15 protein-coding genes are annotated in these 20,038 nt (G+C 36.9%); 6 read left to right on the top strand and 9 right to left on the bottom strand.

The window, feature by feature from the left end; genetic code table 11:
* Positions 1-6: 6 nt before the first annotated feature.
* Both HMPREF9699_RS06215 and HMPREF9699_RS06210 read right to left on the bottom strand, forming a co-directional pair.
* Positions 7-384: a hypothetical protein gene (locus HMPREF9699_RS06215; protein ID WP_002663332.1), complete on the bottom strand. Its 378-nt coding sequence runs from the start codon at positions 382-384 to the stop codon at positions 7-9.
* Positions 385-450: 66 nt separating this feature from the next.
* Entirely contained in the window at positions 451-921 is a 471-nt protein-coding gene (locus HMPREF9699_RS06210) for an Lrp/AsnC family transcriptional regulator (protein WP_002663330.1), read from the bottom strand.
* A gap of 126 nt (positions 922-1,047) precedes the next feature.
* Between HMPREF9699_RS06210 and HMPREF9699_RS06205 the strand changes: the two genes are divergently transcribed.
* On the top strand, positions 1,048-1,884 hold the full coding sequence (locus HMPREF9699_RS06205; RefSeq protein WP_002663328.1) for an IS5 family transposase: 837 nt from the start codon (positions 1,048-1,050) through the stop codon (positions 1,882-1,884).
* A gap of 62 nt (positions 1,885-1,946) precedes the next feature.
* On the opposite strand, the gene HMPREF9699_RS06200 is transcribed toward HMPREF9699_RS06205, so the two are convergent.
* On the bottom strand, positions 1,947-6,695 hold the full coding sequence (locus HMPREF9699_RS06200) for a translocation/assembly module TamB domain-containing protein (protein WP_002663326.1): 4,749 nt from the start codon (positions 6,693-6,695) through the stop codon (positions 1,947-1,949).
* Between the two features lie 4 nt (positions 6,696-6,699).
* Here HMPREF9699_RS06200 and tsaD point away from each other — a divergent pair, with 4 nt between their 5' ends.
* The 5 genes from tsaD (at position 6,700) to HMPREF9699_RS06175 (ending at position 11,507) form a co-directional block, all read left to right on the top strand.
* Positions 6,700-7,737 (top strand): tRNA (adenosine(37)-N6)-threonylcarbamoyltransferase complex transferase subunit TsaD, encoded by a 1,038-nt coding sequence (gene tsaD, locus HMPREF9699_RS06195; RefSeq protein WP_002663324.1) that lies wholly within the window; start codon positions 6,700-6,702, stop codon positions 7,735-7,737.
* A 32-nt stretch (positions 7,738-7,769) separates the two neighbouring features.
* Entirely contained in the window at positions 7,770-8,669 is a 900-nt protein-coding gene (locus HMPREF9699_RS06190; RefSeq protein WP_002663323.1) for a UDP-3-O-(3-hydroxymyristoyl)glucosamine N-acyltransferase, read from the top strand.
* 121 nt (positions 8,670-8,790) lie between these two features.
* Positions 8,791-9,663 carry a succinate--CoA ligase subunit alpha gene (sucD, locus tag HMPREF9699_RS06185; protein WP_002663321.1) on the top strand — a complete coding sequence of 291 codons (873 nt, stop codon included), beginning with the start codon at positions 8,791-8,793 and terminating at the stop codon, positions 9,661-9,663.
* 14 nt (positions 9,664-9,677) lie between these two features.
* Entirely contained in the window at positions 9,678-10,343 is a 666-nt protein-coding gene (locus HMPREF9699_RS06180; RefSeq protein ID WP_002663319.1) for a porin family protein, read from the top strand.
* Positions 10,344-10,532: 189 nt separating this feature from the next.
* A complete protein-coding gene (locus tag HMPREF9699_RS06175; protein ID WP_002661810.1) occupies positions 10,533-11,507 on the top strand; it encodes an IS256 family transposase, variant Zn-binding type in 975 nt (324 codons plus the stop codon).
* Positions 11,508-11,814: 307 nt separating this feature from the next.
* Here HMPREF9699_RS06175 and rplT read toward each other — a convergent pair whose 3' ends face one another.
* The 6 genes from rplT to HMPREF9699_RS06145 form a co-directional block, all read right to left on the bottom strand.
* Positions 11,815-12,159 carry a 50S ribosomal protein L20 gene (gene rplT, locus HMPREF9699_RS06170; RefSeq protein WP_002663317.1) on the bottom strand — a complete coding sequence of 115 codons (345 nt, stop codon included), beginning with the start codon at positions 12,157-12,159 and terminating at the stop codon, positions 11,815-11,817.
* Positions 12,160-12,276: 117 nt separating this feature from the next.
* Positions 12,277-12,474: a 50S ribosomal protein L35 gene (gene rpmI / locus HMPREF9699_RS06165; RefSeq protein ID WP_002663316.1), complete on the bottom strand. Its 198-nt coding sequence runs from the start codon at positions 12,472-12,474 to the stop codon at positions 12,277-12,279.
* A gap of 532 nt (positions 12,475-13,006) precedes the next feature.
* Entirely contained in the window at positions 13,007-16,198 is a 3,192-nt protein-coding gene (gene carB, locus HMPREF9699_RS06160) for a carbamoyl-phosphate synthase large subunit (RefSeq protein ID WP_002663315.1), read from the bottom strand.
* A gap of 30 nt (positions 16,199-16,228) precedes the next feature.
* Entirely contained in the window at positions 16,229-17,323 is a 1,095-nt protein-coding gene (locus tag HMPREF9699_RS06155) for a phospholipase D-like domain-containing protein (RefSeq protein WP_002663314.1), read from the bottom strand.
* Positions 17,324-17,618: 295 nt separating this feature from the next.
* Positions 17,619-18,977 (bottom strand): orotidine-5'-phosphate decarboxylase, encoded by a 1,359-nt coding sequence (gene pyrF / locus HMPREF9699_RS06150; RefSeq protein ID WP_002663313.1) that lies wholly within the window; start codon positions 18,975-18,977, stop codon positions 17,619-17,621.
* A gap of 27 nt (positions 18,978-19,004) precedes the next feature.
* Entirely contained in the window at positions 19,005-20,000 is a 996-nt protein-coding gene (locus HMPREF9699_RS06145; protein WP_002663312.1) for a PLP-dependent cysteine synthase family protein, read from the bottom strand.
* Between the last annotated feature and the right edge of the window lie 38 nt (positions 20,001-20,038).

The raw sequence follows: 20,038 nt of genomic DNA, 5'->3' as shown, positions 1-20,038 counted from the left end.
AAATAATTATTTCATCTTATCCCAAAGCGGAACGAAATACAAAAGCCCCAATGCGAAATACATGAACAAAGTCATCAAATCTGTGTACAGAAATGTTCCTAAGAAATAAATATGAAAAGAAAAATGCAGTAAAACACTGATAGGAAATAATATAAGCCCCAATCTTTTAAAGAAAAAAAGCAATACCAAAGCGGCTATCATCACCGCATTTACGGAGAAAATAATATAAAAATACCATTCTGGGATATGGATTTCGGTTCGTTGGAGCACTTGGTCCACATCCACGCCCATGGTCATAATGGAAAATACAATGAGTACGATAAGAGTTACCCAAAAGAAAGTACCTCTATGAAGTACTTGGGAATTTGTTTTTGGCTGTGTCATCTGGTAAAAATAAAAAACTTACACACCAATGGGGTAAGTTTTTATTGCGTTTTTATTAGTGGAAAATTAAATCTCTAATGCCTTAATCAGTCTATTCTTATCACTGAGAAACTCCTCCATAGAAATCATAGATTCTGTACGCATTACATCTGGGATATCATCGATTTGATAGATAATTTTCTTCGCGTTTTCTGTATTTTTTGCTCTGATTTTGCAGAAAATATTATATTTCCCAGAAGTTACACTCGCTTCTATCACATTAGGAATTTCTACTAATTTTTTAAGTACTTCTTGTGTTTTATTAGATTTAGTTAAAAGAATCCCTATATAAGCTGTAAATTCATACTTTAATTTAGAGTAATCAATATTTAACGAAGAGCCCAAAATAATCCCTGCGTCCTCCATTTTCTTTACTCTCACATGGATAGTTCCTGCTGAAACATCCATTTGCTTAGCAATTTCAGTAAAAGGCATTCTAGTATTTTCTACTAGAAAGTCTAAAATCTTTTTATCAATGTCATCTAGGTGATAATTCATCATTTTATATATTTACTATTTAATTTTAAGTGCAAAGCTACAAATATAAATTGAGTCTATCTTGACTTTTTGAAAACAAACAAGGAATTATGATTTTTGTGGTGTGAAACATAAAAACCTAAGACCTTGTTTGTAGTACTGGACAAAGATACGATAGTAGAAGAAATTATCCCACATTTACCTAAAAGAAAAAGAGGATTTAAACCAAAATCGCCTATTAGTGAGATAATTAACTGTATTTTATACAAATTGAAAACAGGTGTTCAATGGGCACTTTTACCGATGGAACAATTGTTTTCAGAGGTAGTTCCGAGCTATAAAACCGTGTTTGGACATTACCGGAAATGGTGTGAAGAAGGTGCTTGGCAGACTTGTTGGGTAGAAATTTTGAAGAAAAACAAATCGAAAATAGATTGTTCAAGTTGCGATTTTGACGGTAGCCAAACACCCGCAAAAAAAGGCGGGGAAGAAGTCGGTTATCAATCTCGTAAAAAAGCAAAAACAACGAATAGTTTGTTCTTGTCTGATAGGCAAGGTTTGATGTTAGCAATGTCTCAGCCTATATCTGGCCAGCATCACGACTTGTATAATATAGAGACTCATTTTCAAGAAATTACATCCGTTTTGAAAAAGGCTAAAATCTCCACAGAAGGTTTATTTGTGAATTTTGATGCAGGTTTTGACAGTGAAAATCTTCGGAAAATAACCGCCTCAGAAGGTATCATAGCCAATATTTGTGAAAACAAAAGAAACCAAAAATCCCCCTCTGAAACGGAACATTATTTCGATAAAAAACTCTATAAAGAGCGTTACGCCATTGAAAGAAGCAACGCTTGGATGGATAGTTTTCGTTCGGTTTTAAATCTTTTTGATACTACCGTAAGTAGTTGGGTAGGTTTTAATTACCTTGCCTTTATCGTCTTAGGACTCAGAAAATTTAAACAAAAGAGAAAGTCGAGATGAGTTCATTGAAAAATAAAAAACATTCATCCTAATACTTCTATGATTTTTTTCATATTTTTTATTTATTTATCAGTATTTTCTACAGTATCATTAATTTTTTCAGTAGCTTTCTTCTTGTTTTTTCTTTTAAACAAAGAGTCAAAAGACCTAGTGTGCACTATCCCCACCCCATACGCTTGGTTCATATTTCCTATCACTCCTGTACCATTCATCCCGATATTCATTGGCTTGGAGTAGGCCCTAAGTACCAAAGAACCATCATTTTGTTTAGAGGCATCATACTCTAAAGTCCCTTCACCCGAGAGGAAATTATTGGTAGTATATTCCGTCCCTCTTGTCAATGGTATTCCGAAGCCTGTTTTCAGTGTTATCCTTGGAGAGATATCCAGACTCACTCCTGCACTTGCCCTATCTCCCATATTGGAAGAAGCATCTCCACGGACATAGTTAAGATCTATCTGAAATTCATTAGAAATGGTATTCAAAACAGAACCTAACTGCTTAAAAAGCAAATCATAGCCCGTATTCTGAGCAATATTTACTACGGAAGTAGATGCATCTGAAGTATTAAACCTATTGAGCAAAAGAATAGAACCGAACTGCAAGAGTTTCTCATCATTTTGATTCAGCTTTGCATTCAGTGTTTCTTTAATTTGGCTAGAAACTTCATCGGCCACTACATCTAATTCTATTTTAGGATTGATGAGAGATTGAGTAATTTTAGTTTGAAGTACCAAATTAATCGGTGGTATGCTGCCTATTCCTAAGTATTCGCCCGTATTAGCTACCGTTCTCATATAGTTTGCGGTAATATCTAAGTTAGGCGTCATAGGATTTCCTGACCATGAAATATTAGACCCTTTGACTATTTGGAAAGTCTTATTCAGCACTGCCTTAGAAGTGAAAGTACCATGCCCCACAGTAAAGCCTCCATCCATACTGATACCTCCATTTCTCTGCATTTGGAAGTTAAGACGCTCTGCCTTTCCGCGTACGGAAATATTCCCGATATCATCTCCTACTAAAACATTTACAGAAGTACCTTCATCCACAAATACATTAAAATTCACACGCATATTAGCACTCGCTTTTTGCTCTACTCTTCTTACACTTCCGTCTTTTTCTTCTTTAAGGAATTGAAGCATCTTAAACTCTTCCACCGTAGAGGTAGAATTGGCATTAAAGGTAAAAACGCTGTTATTCAAAGCACGCATATTGGGTGTCTGAATACTGAGCGAGCTCACTGGACCAGAGACATACAAGTCCCCCTGCCCAAATACTCTTCCCCAAAATAAATCAAAATCAGACTGAGTAGTATTAAGCAGTAAGAGATTATCCGCACGCATGATAAGTTCCACCGCCATAGATGAGAGTGTCTCAAAATAAATTGCTCCAGAGATACTTCCTTTAGATATGTTTCGGCTATCTTTCACCTGAATATCATTGAGAATAGCACTCCCTTTCAGCAAAGAGACCACCGTATCTTCTAAGGAATAATCTACCCCTGTGAAATCCAACTTCAAACCTAAATTTTTCAAAGCGATATCTCCATTATAATCTAAATCATCTAATTGTCCAGATATATGTAGTTCTCCATTAGCAAGACCTCTAAGATTAGAAAAGATTCCTTTCACGAATTGATTAGCAAATTTCAGGTCGAAATCTAATAAATCTGCTTTTACATCTAGTTCTGTTTTCGCTTTTGAGTTATCTAAAATCCCTGAAACCGTAAGGCTATTGGACCCGAAAAACCCTGTAGAAACTACTCTCCCTTCTATGTCAAATATATTTTCTCTATCACTGTCCTTAACGGTAAGGAAAACATTCCCCATCACATCACCATTCATAGTAACACTTTGCACTTCAATATTGGCATGAGGCTCTAGCTCTCCTTTTTCCATTTTAATTTCTGCAATACCATTAGCAATTCCTGCTAAATTCATGGTATTACCACTCTTCTGCATTTGCATAAGTTTTGCCAATGATAAATTTTTCATATCTACGATGAAATGATAATCTTTACCCGACTGAAATATTCCTTTACTGATAAAAAGTTCACTATCATCCGAATAAATACGAAGATTTTCCAGCTCTATATTACCCGTTTTTTTACGATAAACAATGGAATGATTCTTCTCTTCACTGGTATCCACTGCCCAAACTACCCCATTAAAATCTACGGAAGTATTATCAAATTTTAAAACATAATCTCCCATTTTATTGGTCGTTTGATTTAAAGAAAACGCATAGTTTTTCAGCTCCACCTCTTGGTCTTCTCCTATGGCACCATGCTGAAACTGCGTGGTAATTGCCAGCTGGTCTTCCATGGATTTTTTACCTACCACAGATAAGTTCTTAAACTGCTGCTGATTATAGCGTAAATCATCTACCCTTAGGAAAAGCTGTTCATCTACATTGGCAGTATTTATCCTTAATGCCATTCCGGTAATAGTCAATTTATTATTCGGAAGAGATTTAGCTTTTTCACTTTCATCATTGGCAAAATCTAGATTAGGAATCGCTTCGGCAAGAAGTGCCATCTCTTTTTCATCAGAAATCCTATACTCTCCTTCTTTAACATCTAAATTAAGTACCAAATTGTTCAATGTTCCGTCATAAGCACCATTAACAAAAGCCCCTCTAGGTAATTTTAATTCTGGGAGAAAAAATTTAGTTAATGCTTCACTTACTTCTGCCTCGAAATTAAAAAACTGATTTTTATAAATTTTCCTCGGTTGAGGATTTACTAACACTTTATCCAATCCATTTTGGAACATTGCCCCCAAATCAGAAAGCTGATATTTACCTGTAATTCTACCATTAATAAACTTAGGAGCTATCACTGAAACTATTCTATTTCCTTCTTGATAGCTGATATTTACTTTTGCTTGGTCTAAAGCATATCTACTTTTCCCATTAGCAAAAGCAGCATCATACAACGCCGCCTCCATGACCAGATCATCTAGATTACTCATTTCTATTTTCCCCTTCATACTACCTTTAATAATTTGAGGCGTTTTAGTTTTGGTAAAATAGTGAAGATGAAGATGATTCATCTGTGCTTCTACATCTGCTTTTATTCTAGAAGTTTGGAAATTTATCCTTCCATCTACTTTCCCCTTGAGTGGAGCATCCTCTATATGAGCAATTCCCGTATAAATTCTATGGTCTAGAATGCCATCTAGATAGATATTTTTAATGGTATGATTAAGAATTTCTATTTCCTGTATAGTAGATTTAGTTCTAATTTTGAGTGTATTTACATCTACCCCTTGTCCCTCAAGGTTAAAATTTCCGCTTAGCATTCCTACAGCTTCATTTTTAGTAATTGCAGCCACATTAAAATTCTTCATCTGAACACTCCCTTTATACCAAGGGGCGACATGATTAAGATGAGCGAACTGAAATTGAGTAATATTAGCTTGTCCTACGCTGGTAATCAGCTCCGCATTGGTTACATCTACTTGCGTAGGCTGTACCACTACCCCTCCTTTAAAATGTATATCCCCAAAAGCATCTGCAAAATTTCCCATTTTTTGGCTGATGAACCTAGGCAATGCCGCTCTCAGTTCCGGATAGTTCATCCGTGCCGATAGTAAATTTGATTTAATGGTAAAATTACCACCAAGTAACTGATAAAAATGAACATTCGGCGTAGAAATATTCATCTTAGCATCCGAAATTACGAAATCTGTAAGATGAAAATCATTCAGTGGACCAGACATCTCGCCAGACATCTTAAAAGTATGAGCATTATCCCAATCTTTCACGAAATAACTGATATCATGACCACTGATTTCGCTTCCATATTTTAGTTGCATTTCCCACTTTACCTTATCGGTAAAATCTGCCCAAGAACCTTTATTGAGATGAAATTTAAGATTACCTTGAAGCAGTGTATGGCTAGTATTAAGCGTTAAATCACTAAGTGTTAAAGCTTCATTAGAAAGCATCAAGTCTGCGGAAAAAGTATCTACCCAATGTTTCTTTCCCCACCTTTGTGTTTCAAAAGAAAGTCTATTTACCTGTGCATAAACATCTTGTCCATTAATCTTCACTCTAGAAGCCACTAGATTAAACCGTTTTGCATCAAGCCATTTTCCTTGATCTCCTGGACTATTTTCATTAATAATAGAAACTGTTCCCTCCTCCAAAACAATACGAGCATCCATCTGGAAAGGCGGCTTATTAGGGTCTCTCTCCTTACCATCATCAAAATTAGCAATATACCTCACAAAATTAGAAATGCTATCGCCTTTGTAAGTAATAACCTTCACTACAGGCTGAGTGAGTTTAATAGAACTAAAACTCAGTGATGTACCTTTGCCCGCAATAGCGTTTTTTGCCAAAGCAAACCAGTCTGTATTGGCTTTTAGTTCTTCCACTTGGAAAAACTCTTTTCCACGATAATCTTTAATTTTTAACCCCTTAATAGAAACATCACCGAAAAAATTGACAGCAATATCCTCAGTTTTCATTTCTGCCTTAAAATCTTTATTGAGCAATTCCAAGGCCTGATTACCCGCCCACCTTTTGGTTACAGGGAGATTAATGATGATAAAACCTAAAAAGAAAATACATACGGTAGTCCAAAAAAGCACCAAAAGCGTTCTTACCCACCATTTTACATTTTGGACATCTTCGGTGGCCTGATTAGCGAGAATTTCCACCGTTTCCACAGGATTTTCCACCGCATGAAGTGCCTCCTTAGCGATTTCTTTTACTTCTTCCTTTAAGGGTTTTTGTGTTTTAGAAGAGGAAGAATGTTTTTTATTTTCGTAATTATTATCTTTATTTTCTAAATTTGCCATTGTAATGAAAGAGCCAATAATTTTAGCAATAGAATCCTCTTGTGATGATACCGCAGCGGCCATCATCCAAGGAAACACTATATTATCCAATGTTTCAGCGGGACAGTCCGTACATATTGCTTATGGGGGGGTAGTCCCAGAACTAGCCTCCCGAGCACATCAGCAAAATCTAATTCCTGTAGTGAGCGAAGCCATTTCCCAAGCAAAGATACAAAATAAAGAAATAGATGCCGTAGCTTTTACGCGTGGTCCTGGATTATTAGGCTCACTTTTGGTGGGTACTTCCTTTGCTAAGTCTTTTGCTCAAAGCCTTGATATTCCTTTAATCGAGGTAAACCATCTTCATGCACATATCTTAGCACACTTTATAGACGATGCCAATCCTACTCCACCTACTTTCCCTTTCCTCTGCCTTACCGTGAGTGGTGGCCATACCATGCTGGTCTTGGTCAAAGACTATTTTGATTTAGAAATCATCGGAAAAACCATAGACGATGCCGCAGGGGAAGCCTTTGATAAAATAGGAAAAGTATTGGGCTTAGATTATCCAGCAGGTCCCATCATAGACCAATTGGCACAAAAGGGCGATGCAAACGAATTCAAATTCAGCAAACCTAAAGTAGCCCACTTTGATTATTCCTTTAGTGGGCTGAAAACCTCCGTGCTGTATTTCATCAAAAAAGAAATAGCAAAAAATGAAAACTTCGTCCAAGAAAATCTGAATAATCTCTGTGCTTCAGTACAGAAAACCATCATAGAAATACTCATGGACAAACTGAAAAAGGCAGCAGAAGAATACCAGATAAAAGATATAGCCATTGCGGGGGGCGTTTCTGCCAATTCAGCACTCCGAAAAGCCATCCAAGACTATGGTCATCAATACCATAAAAATGTATTCATCCCAAAATTTGAATATACTACAGATAATGCCGCTATGATTGCCCTCGTAGGACAATTAAAATACGATAAAAAAGATTTCTGTAATATGGAAACCAGTGCCATGGCAAGGTATGAAATAAATCCTTCTACTGAATCTAAATAATTTTTTTTCCAACTATCATCTATAAAAACATTATGACATTCCCAGAACCTATCTCCTTAAAAACTATAGCCGAAATCATTGGTGCCAAATTCATTGGTGATGAAAATTTTCCAGTCCTTGGAACCAACGAAATTCATCGAGTAAAAAGCGGAGACATCGTTTTTGTAAATCATCCTAAATATTATGACAAGGCACTCTACTCTGATGCCACCATCATCCTCATTGATAAAGAAGTAGATTGCCCACAGGGAAAAGCACTTCTCATTTCAGAAGACCCTTTTAGAGATTTTAATAAAATCAATACTTACTTTGCTGCTATTTCTAATTTTAAAACAGAAGAAAAAGACACTGAAATAGGTAGCGACACATTCATCCATCCTTCAGCCGTCATAGGGAATGGAGTGAAAATTGGCAAAAACTGTCATATCTTCCCCAATGTAGTCATAGGAGACCGCACCATTATTGGGGATAATGTCATCATCCAAAGTAATACCGTATTAGGAGGAGATGCCTTTTACTATAGAAAACTTAATGGCCACTTTGACCGACTCATTTCTGTAGGTACAGTGGTGATAGAAGACCATGTAGAAATAGGAAACGGATGTACCATAGACCGAGGTGTTACTGATGTTACTCGCATCGGTGAAGGCTCTGTTTTAGACAACCAAATCCAAATAGGGCACGATACCATCATCGGAAAAAAATGTCTCATCGCATCACAAGTAGGCATTGCAGGATGCTGTACCATCGGAGATGAAGTGAGTATTTGGGGACAAGTAGGCATTGCTTCAGGGATTAACATAGAAAAAGGGACCGTACTCTATGCCAAAACAGGAGTAAATAGAAGCCTCAAAAAAGGCGTATATATGGGACCAATTGCAGAAGATTTTAAAACTTACCTTAAAAAGGAAGTAAAACTAAGAAATCTTTAGCCCTACTTCTATCACACAAAAAATAAAGAAATACTATATTTTCTAAGATAAAATATCATTCAAATAAAAATTTATGCCTAAATTTGTGGGATAAATTTTTACAAAAAATAAATTATATACAATGTCAGTTTTAGTAAACAAAGATTCAAAAGTTATCGTTCAAGGATTTACAGGAAACGAAGGAACTTTCCACGCAGGACAAATGATTGATTATGGTACCAATGTAGTAGGAGGGGTAACTCCAGGTAAAGGAGGAACTGAGCACTTAGGAAAGCCCGTATTTAATACCGTAGCAGATGCTGTAAAACAAGCAGGAGCTGATGTTTCTATCATTTTTGTACCACCAGCATTCGCAGCAGATGCAGTGATGGAAGCTGCAGAAGCAGGAATCAAAGTAATCGTTTGTATTACAGAAGGCATCCCTGTAGCAGACATGGTAAAAGTAAAAGAATTTATTAAAGATAAAGACTGTAGATTAATCGGGCCAAACTGCCCAGGAGTAATCACTTCTGAAGAAGCAAAAATAGGAATTATGCCAGGTTTCGTTTTCAAAAAAGGAAAAATCGGTATCGTTTCTAAATCAGGTACTTTGACTTATGAAGCTGCTGACCAAGTGGTAAGAGCTGGTTATGGTGTTTCTACAGCTATTGGAATCGGTGGAGACCCTATCATCGGTACTACTACTAAAGAAGCTCTTGAGCTTTTCATCAATGATGATGAAACAGAAGCGGTAGTAATGATTGGAGAAATCGGTGGTTCATTGGAAGCAGAAGCAGCAAGATGGTACAAAGAAAGCGGTTCTAAAAAACCAGTTATCGGGTTCATCGCTGGACAAACTGCCCCTAAAGGTAGAACAATGGGACACGCAGGAGCGATCGTAGGAGGTGCAGAAGATACGGCTCAAGCTAAAATGGCCATTATGAGAGAAAATGGTATCCATGTGGTAGATTCTCCAGCAGACATTGGAGCTACAGTAGCTAAAGTTTTAGGCTAAAATTTACTCCTATAATGAAAAAATTATTAATACTAAGTGCAACTGCCCTGTGCAGTTCACTTTTTTCACAAATAAAATGGAAGGAAACAAGGTTCGGCCTTAAAGGAGGACTAAACTACTCTAGAGTTTCTAATGCTCATAATCCGTCAGGACCTAGATTAACCCTCCAAGGTGGTGCTTTGGCACTCATTCCCATAGGGAAAGAGGAGCAGTTTTACCTACAGCCTGAAGTACTCTATTATGGTGCAGGAGAAACTGGAAAAGAAAAAGGTAAATCAGGAGATAGATATAGTGCTGTGTACGGAAATTCCTATATCTCTGTACCGCTATTCTTTAAAGCATATTTTTCTGAAGCTCAATCTGAGTTTTTTGGGCTTATCGGACCTAGATTTAACTTCCTCATCGGACAAAATGTAAAAAATCCGAGCAGACCTTACTATGTCCCAGAGCAGCTTCCTGAATATGCAGGTGTTAATGGCAAGGCAAATACTTTCGGTGTGGCTATAGGTGCAGGAATAGGATACAGCTATAAAAGAAAATTTGAAATTACCGGACAGTTAGATTATGGTCTTACTAATACCTACCCTAATCTATTAAAAGAATTCGGTACGGACAAAGCCATTGGAACCAAGAAAAGAGAAATCGTGGTAGGAGTAGGGATTAGCTATATATTGGATTAAAACACTATTTAATACTTTTTTCATAATACGCACATGCTATCATCATTCTGATGATAGCATGTTTTTTATCAATGAATAACAATAAAAGACAATATAACAAAAAATGGTGCTTAAAAACCTTGTAAAGCATTGTCTTTTATAGACTTATAAGAGTTATAATGAAAGTGGTTTCATTATAACTCTTATTTTATGTCCAAAACGAATAAAAAATGTCCAGTTTGTGATTCTAATCACATCATCAAAAAAGGAAAAAGAAATGGAAAACAACGCTTTCAATGTGGAGATTGTCAGGCAAATTTTACGATTAAAAACATTGGTGTAAAAAGAAAAAATCAATTCATTTGGTTCAGAAAATGGATAATGGAAAGGCAAGTCTATAAAACCCTTTCGAGGGATAGCTCAATGAGCCAATCTACCCTTCAAAACCTCTTTAAACATTACCTTTCACAAGTTCCTACCCTCAGCATCAAAAGCAAGACAAAGGTTCATCTCTTGATTGATGGCACCTACTTTTCCAATGGATTATGCCTGATACTCTACTACGATTATGACATTCGATATGTGCAACTTTACCGCCAAACCAACAAGGAAAAACTTCGTGATATAAAGCAAGATTTGGAAAACTTAAAGAAGCTGAATGTGGCAGTTTACAGTGTAACCTGCGATGGGCATAAATCTATTTTAGGAGCGGTAAAAAAGGTGTTTCCAGAGGTGATTATCCAAAGATGTTTAGTGCATATTAAACGACAGATTAAGAACTATTTAAGTGGTAGCCCAAAACATTTTATTAGCCAACAGCTTTTGTGTTTATCCAAAGAAATTACGCATCTAAAAACCAATGAACAGGCTAACGATTGGGTAAATAGATTTTACCAGTGGTATGTTGAAAATCAATATTTTATAGAAGAAAAATCAATGAATGAAGAATCTGGATTTCAGTGGTTTAAACATAAAAATCTACACTTAGCTACTTATCATATTATCAATGCCTTACCCAATATGTTTGCATATCTGAAAGATAGTGAAATCCCTTATACTACCAATCGTTTAGAAGCCTATTTTACGCATTTGAAAGAGAAATTAACCTTGCATAGAGGACTTCGTTTTGAGGCTAAAAAGAACTTTATAAAATGGTATTTATATTTTAAAAATCAAGGGGGATAAGGTTTTTTTAGCCATAGGGTTCATCCGATAGTTTTAATAAAAAAGGGTGAGAAAAACTCACCCCTAAAACTATCGTTTTGAACATTGATTGTATTGCTGACAATGAACTATGTTCGTAACCTTCGTAAAAGCTATTCGCTTTTTCTCGCTTATTCCTCAGCAGAGCTTGTTTCCTCTTCCAATCAATGTGCGAAATATAAGCATTTTTTATCAATTATAAAAGTACCATTTTTTACCACATTGCCCAATAAAAAAGCTCGATTTATAAAAAACCGAGCTTTATATTATTGATAACAAAAATTCTACATTATTTTACTTGATTCACAACAGCTTTAAAAGCCTCAGGATGATTCATTGCAAGGTCTGCAAGAACCTTTCTATTCAGCTCAATGTTGTTCTTTTTAAGAGCTCCCATAAACTGAGAGTAAGACATCCCCTCTGCTCTAGCTCCTGCGTTAATTCTGGCAATCCATAGTGCACGGAAATTTCTTTTCTTCTCTTTTCTACCGCGGTAAGCATATTGCATTGCTCTTTCCACGGCATTTTTAGCTACAGTCCAAACATTTTTTCTTCTACCGAAAAAACCTTTAGCCTGTTTCATGATTTTTTTTCTGCGGGCTCTTGAAGCTACCGCGTTTACTGATCTTGGCATAATTTAAAATTGTTTTTTTGAATACAGCGTTGCTTATTTCATCAAACTTTTGTGCTGATATTCAGGGTTAAAAATTCTGAATGATTCATTCTTATAAACCGAAAAGATTTATAAAAACTACTTGATTGCTAATTGCTTAAGTACACTTTTCTCATCCACAGAAGCAACATAAGAAGTCTGTGTAAGATTTCTCTTTTGTTTGGTTTCCTTCTTAGTCAAAATGTGGCTTTTATAAGCATTCTTTCTTTTGATCTTTCCTGTTCCAGTAAGAGCAAAACGCTTCTTAGCACCTGATTTCGTTTTTAATTTTGGCATTGTTCTGCTTTTTTTATTTCTTGTTATCAATAATTTGAGGTGCAAATATACGGATATTTATTTAATTTTCAAGAGCATTATTTAAACATTTATAGACCTCTATAAGCCATAAGCCTTTTTCATTGTAATGAATTGATTCCTCCGAAATATTTTCTCTCATTTCACTACTCATAATTCATTCCCAAGACTTTTAGTGAGCCTTTTCACAAATCATAATTGCTCCCCCGAAATATTTTCTCTCATTTCACTACTCATAATTCATCCGCAAGACTTCTGGTGAGCTTTTTCACAAATCATAATTACTCCAGCAGGAATATTTTCTATCCATTATGAGTGCATAATTATTTCTCTTTCCCATTTTCTCTTCATTGTGCTACTATTAAAAAACATAAGGAAGAATGATGATTCGCCTCTGTCTAAAAATCACATCACCTCCATTTTAAAATAGGGACGAATGATGATTCATCTCTACTATTTTTAAAATAGGGACGAATGATGATTCGCCCCTACTATCTTTAAATCATATATAATTTTACATCACCTCCATTTTAAAGCTCATACTTTCGATGACTTTCAGTACGGCTTCTACGGTATCCATAGCGGTGAGACAAGGTACGCCATTTTCTACGGACATACGGCGGATTTGGAAGCCGTCGCGTTCCGCTTGTTTTCCCTTGGTAGTGGTATTCACCACATACTGCACTTTGCCTTTTTGGATAAGGTCTATCAGGTTGATTTCCTCCCCTATTTTGTATCCGATTTTACACGGTACACCATTCGCTTCGAAATGTTTCGCGGTACCTTCGGTTGCCCAAATTCTAAAACCTATTTCGTGGAATCGTTTTGCTAAAGCGGTGGCTTCGTCCTTGTGTTTATCAGCAACCGTAAAGAGGATGGCTCCGTGAGTAGGTACTTTCATTCCAGCAGCGATGAGACCCTTGTACAACGCCTTTTCCAAAGTGGTGTCTTTCCCCATTACTTCCCCTGTGGATTTCATTTCAGGGCCGAGGGAAATATCTACCTTGGTGAGTTTGGAGAAGGAAAATACTGGCACTTTTACAAATACTCCTTTCTTGTTCGGAACCAAACCATTTTCATAACCGAGGTCTTTTAGTTTTTTGCCTAAAATCGCTTTAGTAGCGAGGTTCGCCATCGGAACATTCGTGATTTTTGATAAGAAAGGAACAGTTCTAGACGAACGAGGATTTACCTCAATCACATAGACATTGCCTTCAAATAAGACATATTGGATATTCATCAAACCGATGACATTCAGTCCCTTTGCTAATCTTTGGGTATAATCTACCAAAGTTTGTACCTCTTTCTCACTGATATTTTGAGGCGGATATACCGCGATAGAGTCTCCAGAATGCACCCCTGCACGCTCTATATGCTCCATAATCCCTGGGATAATCACCGTTTCGCCATCGCAAATGGCATCAATTTCCACCTCTTTCCCCAGCATATAGCGGTCGATAAGGACAGGATGTTCAGGACTTGCCTCTACGGCGTGCTCCATATAGTGGGCGAGTTCTTTTTCGTTATACACTATCTCCATCGCACGGCCACCCAAGACATAAGACGGACGCACCAGCACAGGATACCCGATTTCATTGGCAATTTTTATCGCTTCTTCCTTAGAAGTGGAAGTTTTTCCTTTTGGCTGAGGAATACCTAGCTCTTGGAGTGCCTTTTCGAACTTGTCGCGGTTTTCGGCTCTGTCCAAATCTTCCAAAGAAGTTCCCAAAATCTGTACGCCGTGTGCTGCCAATTTATCAGCAAGGTTAATGGCAGTTTGTCCCCCGAACTGCACCACTACTCCTTTAGGTTTCTCCAGCTCAATGATATTCATCACATCTTCCTCGGTAAGTGGTTCAAAATAGAGTTTATCTGAAATGGAAAAATCTGTAGAAACGGTTTCAGGATTATTATTGATGATAATCGCCTCGTAGCCCATTTCCTTAATTGCCCAAACGGAATGCACGGTAGCATAATCGAATTCCACGCCTTGCCCAATTCGGATAGGTCCAGAACCCAGCACGATGACCTTCTCTTTTTCCGTTACGATGCTTTCGTTTTCCTCCTCGTAAGTTCCATAGAAATAAGGCGTCTCGCTCTCAAATTCCGCTGCACAGGTATCTACCATTTTATACACTGGCATAATGCCGTTTTCTTTTCTGAAATTAAATACCTCACGCTGGGTAACACCCCAAAGATGAGCGATATTGACATCAGCAAAGCCTAATTTTTTGGCTTCTCTCACTATATCAATTTGTTCAGCATTTGAAAGGTTTGATAAGTTGGACAAAGTTTTTTCAAAATCAATCAGTTTCTTAATTTTCCAAATGAAAAACTTATCTATTTTGCTCCATTCTACGATTTGCTCCCAATCATAACCTCTTCTAAGGGCATCGCCAATGATGAACAAACGCTCGTCATCGCACACCTTAATTCTTCGCTCAATATCCTCTGCAGTCAGTGCCTCGGCATCTTTGGTCTTCAAACCGATATGGCGAATGCCTGTTTCCAAAGAACGAATCGCCTTTTGTAAAGACTCTTCAAAGTTTCTACCAATCGCCATCACCTCTCCTGTGGCTTTCATCTGCGTGGAAAGTCGGCGGTCAGCAGTTTCAAATTTATCAAACGGGAAGCGAGGGAATTTGGTAACCACATAGTCTAAAGCAGGTTCGAAACAAGCGTAAGTCTTGCCCGTTACGGGGTTCATAATCTCGTCCAAAGTAAGTCCAACGGCAATCTTCGCTGCAATCTTCGCAATCGGATAGCCCGTAGCTTTACTCGCTAATGCCGATGAGCGGGAAACCCTTGGATTTACCTCAATTACATAATAATTAAAAGAATGCGGGTCTAGTGCCAATTGTACATTACATCCCCCCTCAATACCTAAAGCTCTAATGATTTTTAGAGAGGCATTTCTCAGCATTTGGTATTCTCTATCGGAAAGCGTTTGCGAAGGTGCCACCACAATAGAGTCTCCTGTGTGAACCCCCACAGGGTCTATATTTTCCATATTACAAACCACGATGGCATTATCATTAGCATCACGCATCACTTCGTATTCTATTTCCTTGTATCCAGCGATGGATTTTTCTATCAAACACTGGGTAACGGGACTATGCTTAAGACCGAGTTCTGCAATTTCTCGGAGTTCCTCCTCATTGGCAGCGATACCACCACCCGTTCCGCCCATCGTAAAAGCAGGACGAACAATCACTGGATAACCGATGTTTTGGGCAAATTCCAACGCACCTTCCACTGTGTTCACAATATCCGATTCTGGTACAGGCTCGCCAAGCTCGTTCATCAATTCACGGAACAAATCTCTATCCTCAGCACGATTAATAGCGGAAAGTTTGGTTCCTAACACCTCTACTTTACACTCTTCCAAGATGCCTGATTTCTCGAGCTCCACTGCCATATTCAGTCCTGTTTGTCCGCCCAAAGTTGGCAATAGAGCATCCGGTCTTTCTTTTCTAATGATATGGCTCACGAACTCCAAGGAAATCGGTTCGATATAGACTTTATCGGCAATTTCCACATCGGTCATAATAGTGGCAGGATTGGAATTGATGAGAATCACACGGTAACCTTCTTCTTTCAAAGAGAGGCACGCCTGCGTTCCCGAATAATCGAACTCGGCTGCTTGACCAATGATAATAGGCCCGGAACCGATTACTAAAATGGTTTTTATATCTTGTCGTTTCATATATCTATTGTATTAAAAGCTTAACTATTATCAATCACACAAATCTAAAATTTTGTTCCTATACTCTAAATCCATCACTAATTTATAATAGAGAGGATTATGAGCTCTTCGATATCCCGAATAGTTCGTTCTATCGAGTTCTACTTTTGCTGCTTTTTTCCACTGTTCAAATAAAAAATGGTCATTGGAAAAAACAATATTATTATCAAAATTCACCCAAAGTGCTTCTTTATTTTTCTTTTTGTCATAGAAGTAATTATCGTCAATTTTAGCAATAGGATTATTAGAAATCATTTCTTCGAGTTCCAAAGGTAAGATAAACCCTACCTTATTCTGCTGCGATTTAGCTCTAATTACATAGCGTTGTCCAATAGAAATGGGCATTCGTAGGTCTTTGGTTACAGACATCGTGATTTTAGGCGATTCCTCTCCTATGTTTAAATCGGTTAAAAGCTCTTTGATTAAATCAAAAAAACGATTCAGCCATTCTTTATCTTTCTTAATTTTCTTAATGGCTTTCACTAATTCACTCTGATAGTCCTTGTCCGTCTTAAAGAATGTACCAATATCTACCAAACTTGCTCTTTTCATTACTTTTTTTGATGGACTTTTCAGTTTTTTAATTCTAGGTTTATGATTGGTATTTTCGTTTTTCTTTACAAAATCAGACAACTGCTCTTCTGTGAAATTTATTGCTACTTCCCACAATGATTCAAACCAAGATTTTATTTCTTGCACTTTTTCTACCTCTGAAAATGAAACAGACATTTCCGTTCGTTGGCAAATTCCTTTATCAGTAAAATTAGCAGACCCTAAAAAAGCAGAATGCTCTGAAATTAAAACTTTCGCATGAATATCAGAAATATGCTTTATTTTTTCTGGGTTTTCATTTATAAAATTAATGATGTTTTCTCGTTGTTCTTTTCTCTGATGAGAAATAATCCACTCTTCAAAATCTGTGATGAGCCTCCAAGATTTAGAAAGTTGTATGAGTCTTTTCAAATAATCGAGTCCGATATAAGGAGATACCAAGCACAAATTTTGTTGATTGGCTAGTGTTATTAATTCAACATCAAATGGGGAATACTCCGCCCTGAAATTTGTCCTATGATATATTAACTTCATTATTTAATTTATGACTATTTAATATTCATTTTATCCACTTAATTTAACTAGCCTAATTTCATTATCTACCTAATAATTATACAAAAACGAAGTCAATAAATGACTTCGCCTTTGATGATTTTATCTAAAAAAATTATTTTATTTGCTAAAAACATTTTCTATTTTTTATATCTGCAAATGTAATAAAAAAGTAAAGAAATTAAAAACAATATTTCGTTTTTTCATCTTAAAAAATCCATAGACTCCCTCTTTTTTGGCATCAAGCGTTTTTAGGGTAATTCTTTTTTATAAATTACTATAGATTTTCTAAATATGCATTCCAGCCTGCTATTTTATATTGGAGTGCGGCCTGTTCTGCATCTTCTGCTTTATAGATTCCTCTCCCTACAATGATAAAATCCGTTCCTAATTTGGAAAAAACCACCTCAGGGCTATTGTATTGCTGTCCTTTTCCATCGGCTTGTATATCAATATTTACTCCAGGCGTAAAGAGAAGTAAATCCTCTGGCAAAGTATCTTGGGACACTCCTCCAATAACATTAGGATGTGCCTGAGCTACTTTAATGGCTTCAGCACGGTAATTGGCATCTGTCAGTGTACCTTCAGAAGACATTCCAATAATACTAATAACCCCTGAATTAAGGAAAAAATCCAAAGATTTAGCTCCACCAATTACCTGAGAGGTAATAAGATCTGCCCAACTGGAAATCCTGTGAATACCATAACTATACTGCAGCTCCTGCGTACTTCCGATGTCTGCAAATTTTCTATCTTCCATCAAAAGGAAACGATGTTTCTGTGCAATATCTAAAAGCGGAACAATGGTTTTTTCATAATCAAAATCAGTAATGATATCCGCATGGGTTTTCAGTGCTACAATGTGTGGACCTACCTTTTCTGCAAAATCCAAAAGCTCTGCAGTAGTAACCACATCTGCTGAGGCAATGAGATTAGACTCTTTTTCCATTGCCAACTGCAGTAGTTTCTGTGCCTTACTATGGGAATGAATTGCCAATTTCTCTTTGTACGATTTTCTTTTAGGCTTCTCAAAAGTAATGGCATTTCCTTTTACAAAATCCTCTATCCTCTGCTGCTCTTCCTCAGTGATTTTTCCAGCTTCCACAAGGATTTGGCATGCCTCACGAATAGTAAATAGCGTCCTTACCTGATAGCCCTTTTCTTCCAAAAGTTCTTTACCTCCCTGCTCACGATCTAAAACCACTACTATTTCTGAAACTTTTATACCTTCGTTTTCTATCTCTGGAATGGTCTCTAAAAGTGATTTCCCACTTGTGATAACATCCTCCACCACAAGGCAAGACTGCCCCTTCTCAAAAATTCCCTCAATGAGTTTTTTGGTTCCATAACTTTTGGCTTCTTTTCTTTTAATAATCAATGGTATTTCGCTTTCCAAAGCCATCGCTGTAGCCATAGGAAGTGCTGCGTAAGGCACACCACAAATAAGCTCTGGCTGTGCATTAGAAACCAACTGAAGCAAGTAATGACCTAATTTTTTTAGAATTTTAGCATCTGATGCCAGTGGCCTTAAATCCACATAAAAAGGACTCTCTATACCTGATTTTAAAGTAAACTTTCCGAATTTTATGATGCCCAATTGATAGCACTCTAAAAAGAAATCTTTTTTGTTTTCCATAGTTTGATTTCCTACAAAATTAAGGATTTATTTAGAAAATTCATCTAACCAGCCCATATTTTTCATCCATTCGTCATTATAAATTTTAGCTACATAGCGTGAACCATGATCATGAAGAAGAACTACAATAATATCTTTTTCCGTAAACTGATTTTCCATTTGTTTAATGGCTGCAATGGCACTTCCCGCTGAATATCCACAGAATATCCCTTCTTCTTTTGCTAACTTCCTAGCGAAGAATGCCCCATCTTTATCAGTAACCTTCTCAAAATGGTCTATCACACGCATATCATAATTTTCAGGAATGATGTCCTCCCCTATTCCCTCTGTGATGTATGCGTACGCATTTTCAGGATTATAAGTTCCTGTCTCATGGTATTCTTTAAGGATAGAGCCGTAAGTATCTACACCAATGATTTTAATATTTTCATTTTTCTCCTTAAAAAATTTACCACATCCTGTAATGGTTCCCCCAGTTCCTGCTCCCACCACGAAGTGCGTCAGTTTACCTTCTGTTTGTTCCCAAATCTCTGGGGCGGTTTGTTCATAGTGTGCCTGACGGTTAGAAAGGTTATCATACTGATTCACATACCAGCTGTTAGGTGTTTCTTCGGCAAGTCTTTTAGAGACCGAATAATAAGACTGAGGATCATCAGGAGCCACAGCCGTAGGACAAACAATAACTTCTGCCCCTACCGCTCTTAAAATATCACATTTTTCTTTAGACTGCTTGTCATTGGTTACGAAAATACAATGATAGCCTTTCACTATGGCTGCCAGTGCCAGTCCCATTCCTGTATTTCCACTGGTACCTTCTATAATGGTACCGCCCGGCTGTAGTCTGCCATCAGCTTCGGCATCTTCTATCATTTTCAGTGCCATTCTGTCTTTTACAGAATTTCCAGGGTTAAAGGTTTCTACCTTTGCTAAAACCAAAGCAGGAAAATTTTCACCTAAAACTTTATTAAGTTTTATCAAAGGGGTATTCCCTATGGTTTCAAGGATATTGTTTTTATAATTCATAGTTTGTATATAAAATTTTAAGATTGAAATTTATTTTG

The sequence above is a fragment of the Bergeyella zoohelcum ATCC 43767 genome, assembly GCF_000301075.1.
Classification (GTDB): domain Bacteria; phylum Bacteroidota; class Bacteroidia; order Flavobacteriales; family Weeksellaceae; genus Bergeyella; species Bergeyella zoohelcum.
The sequence above is the reverse complement of the archived record's forward strand: the minus strand, read 5'-3'. Positions and strand labels throughout refer to the sequence as shown.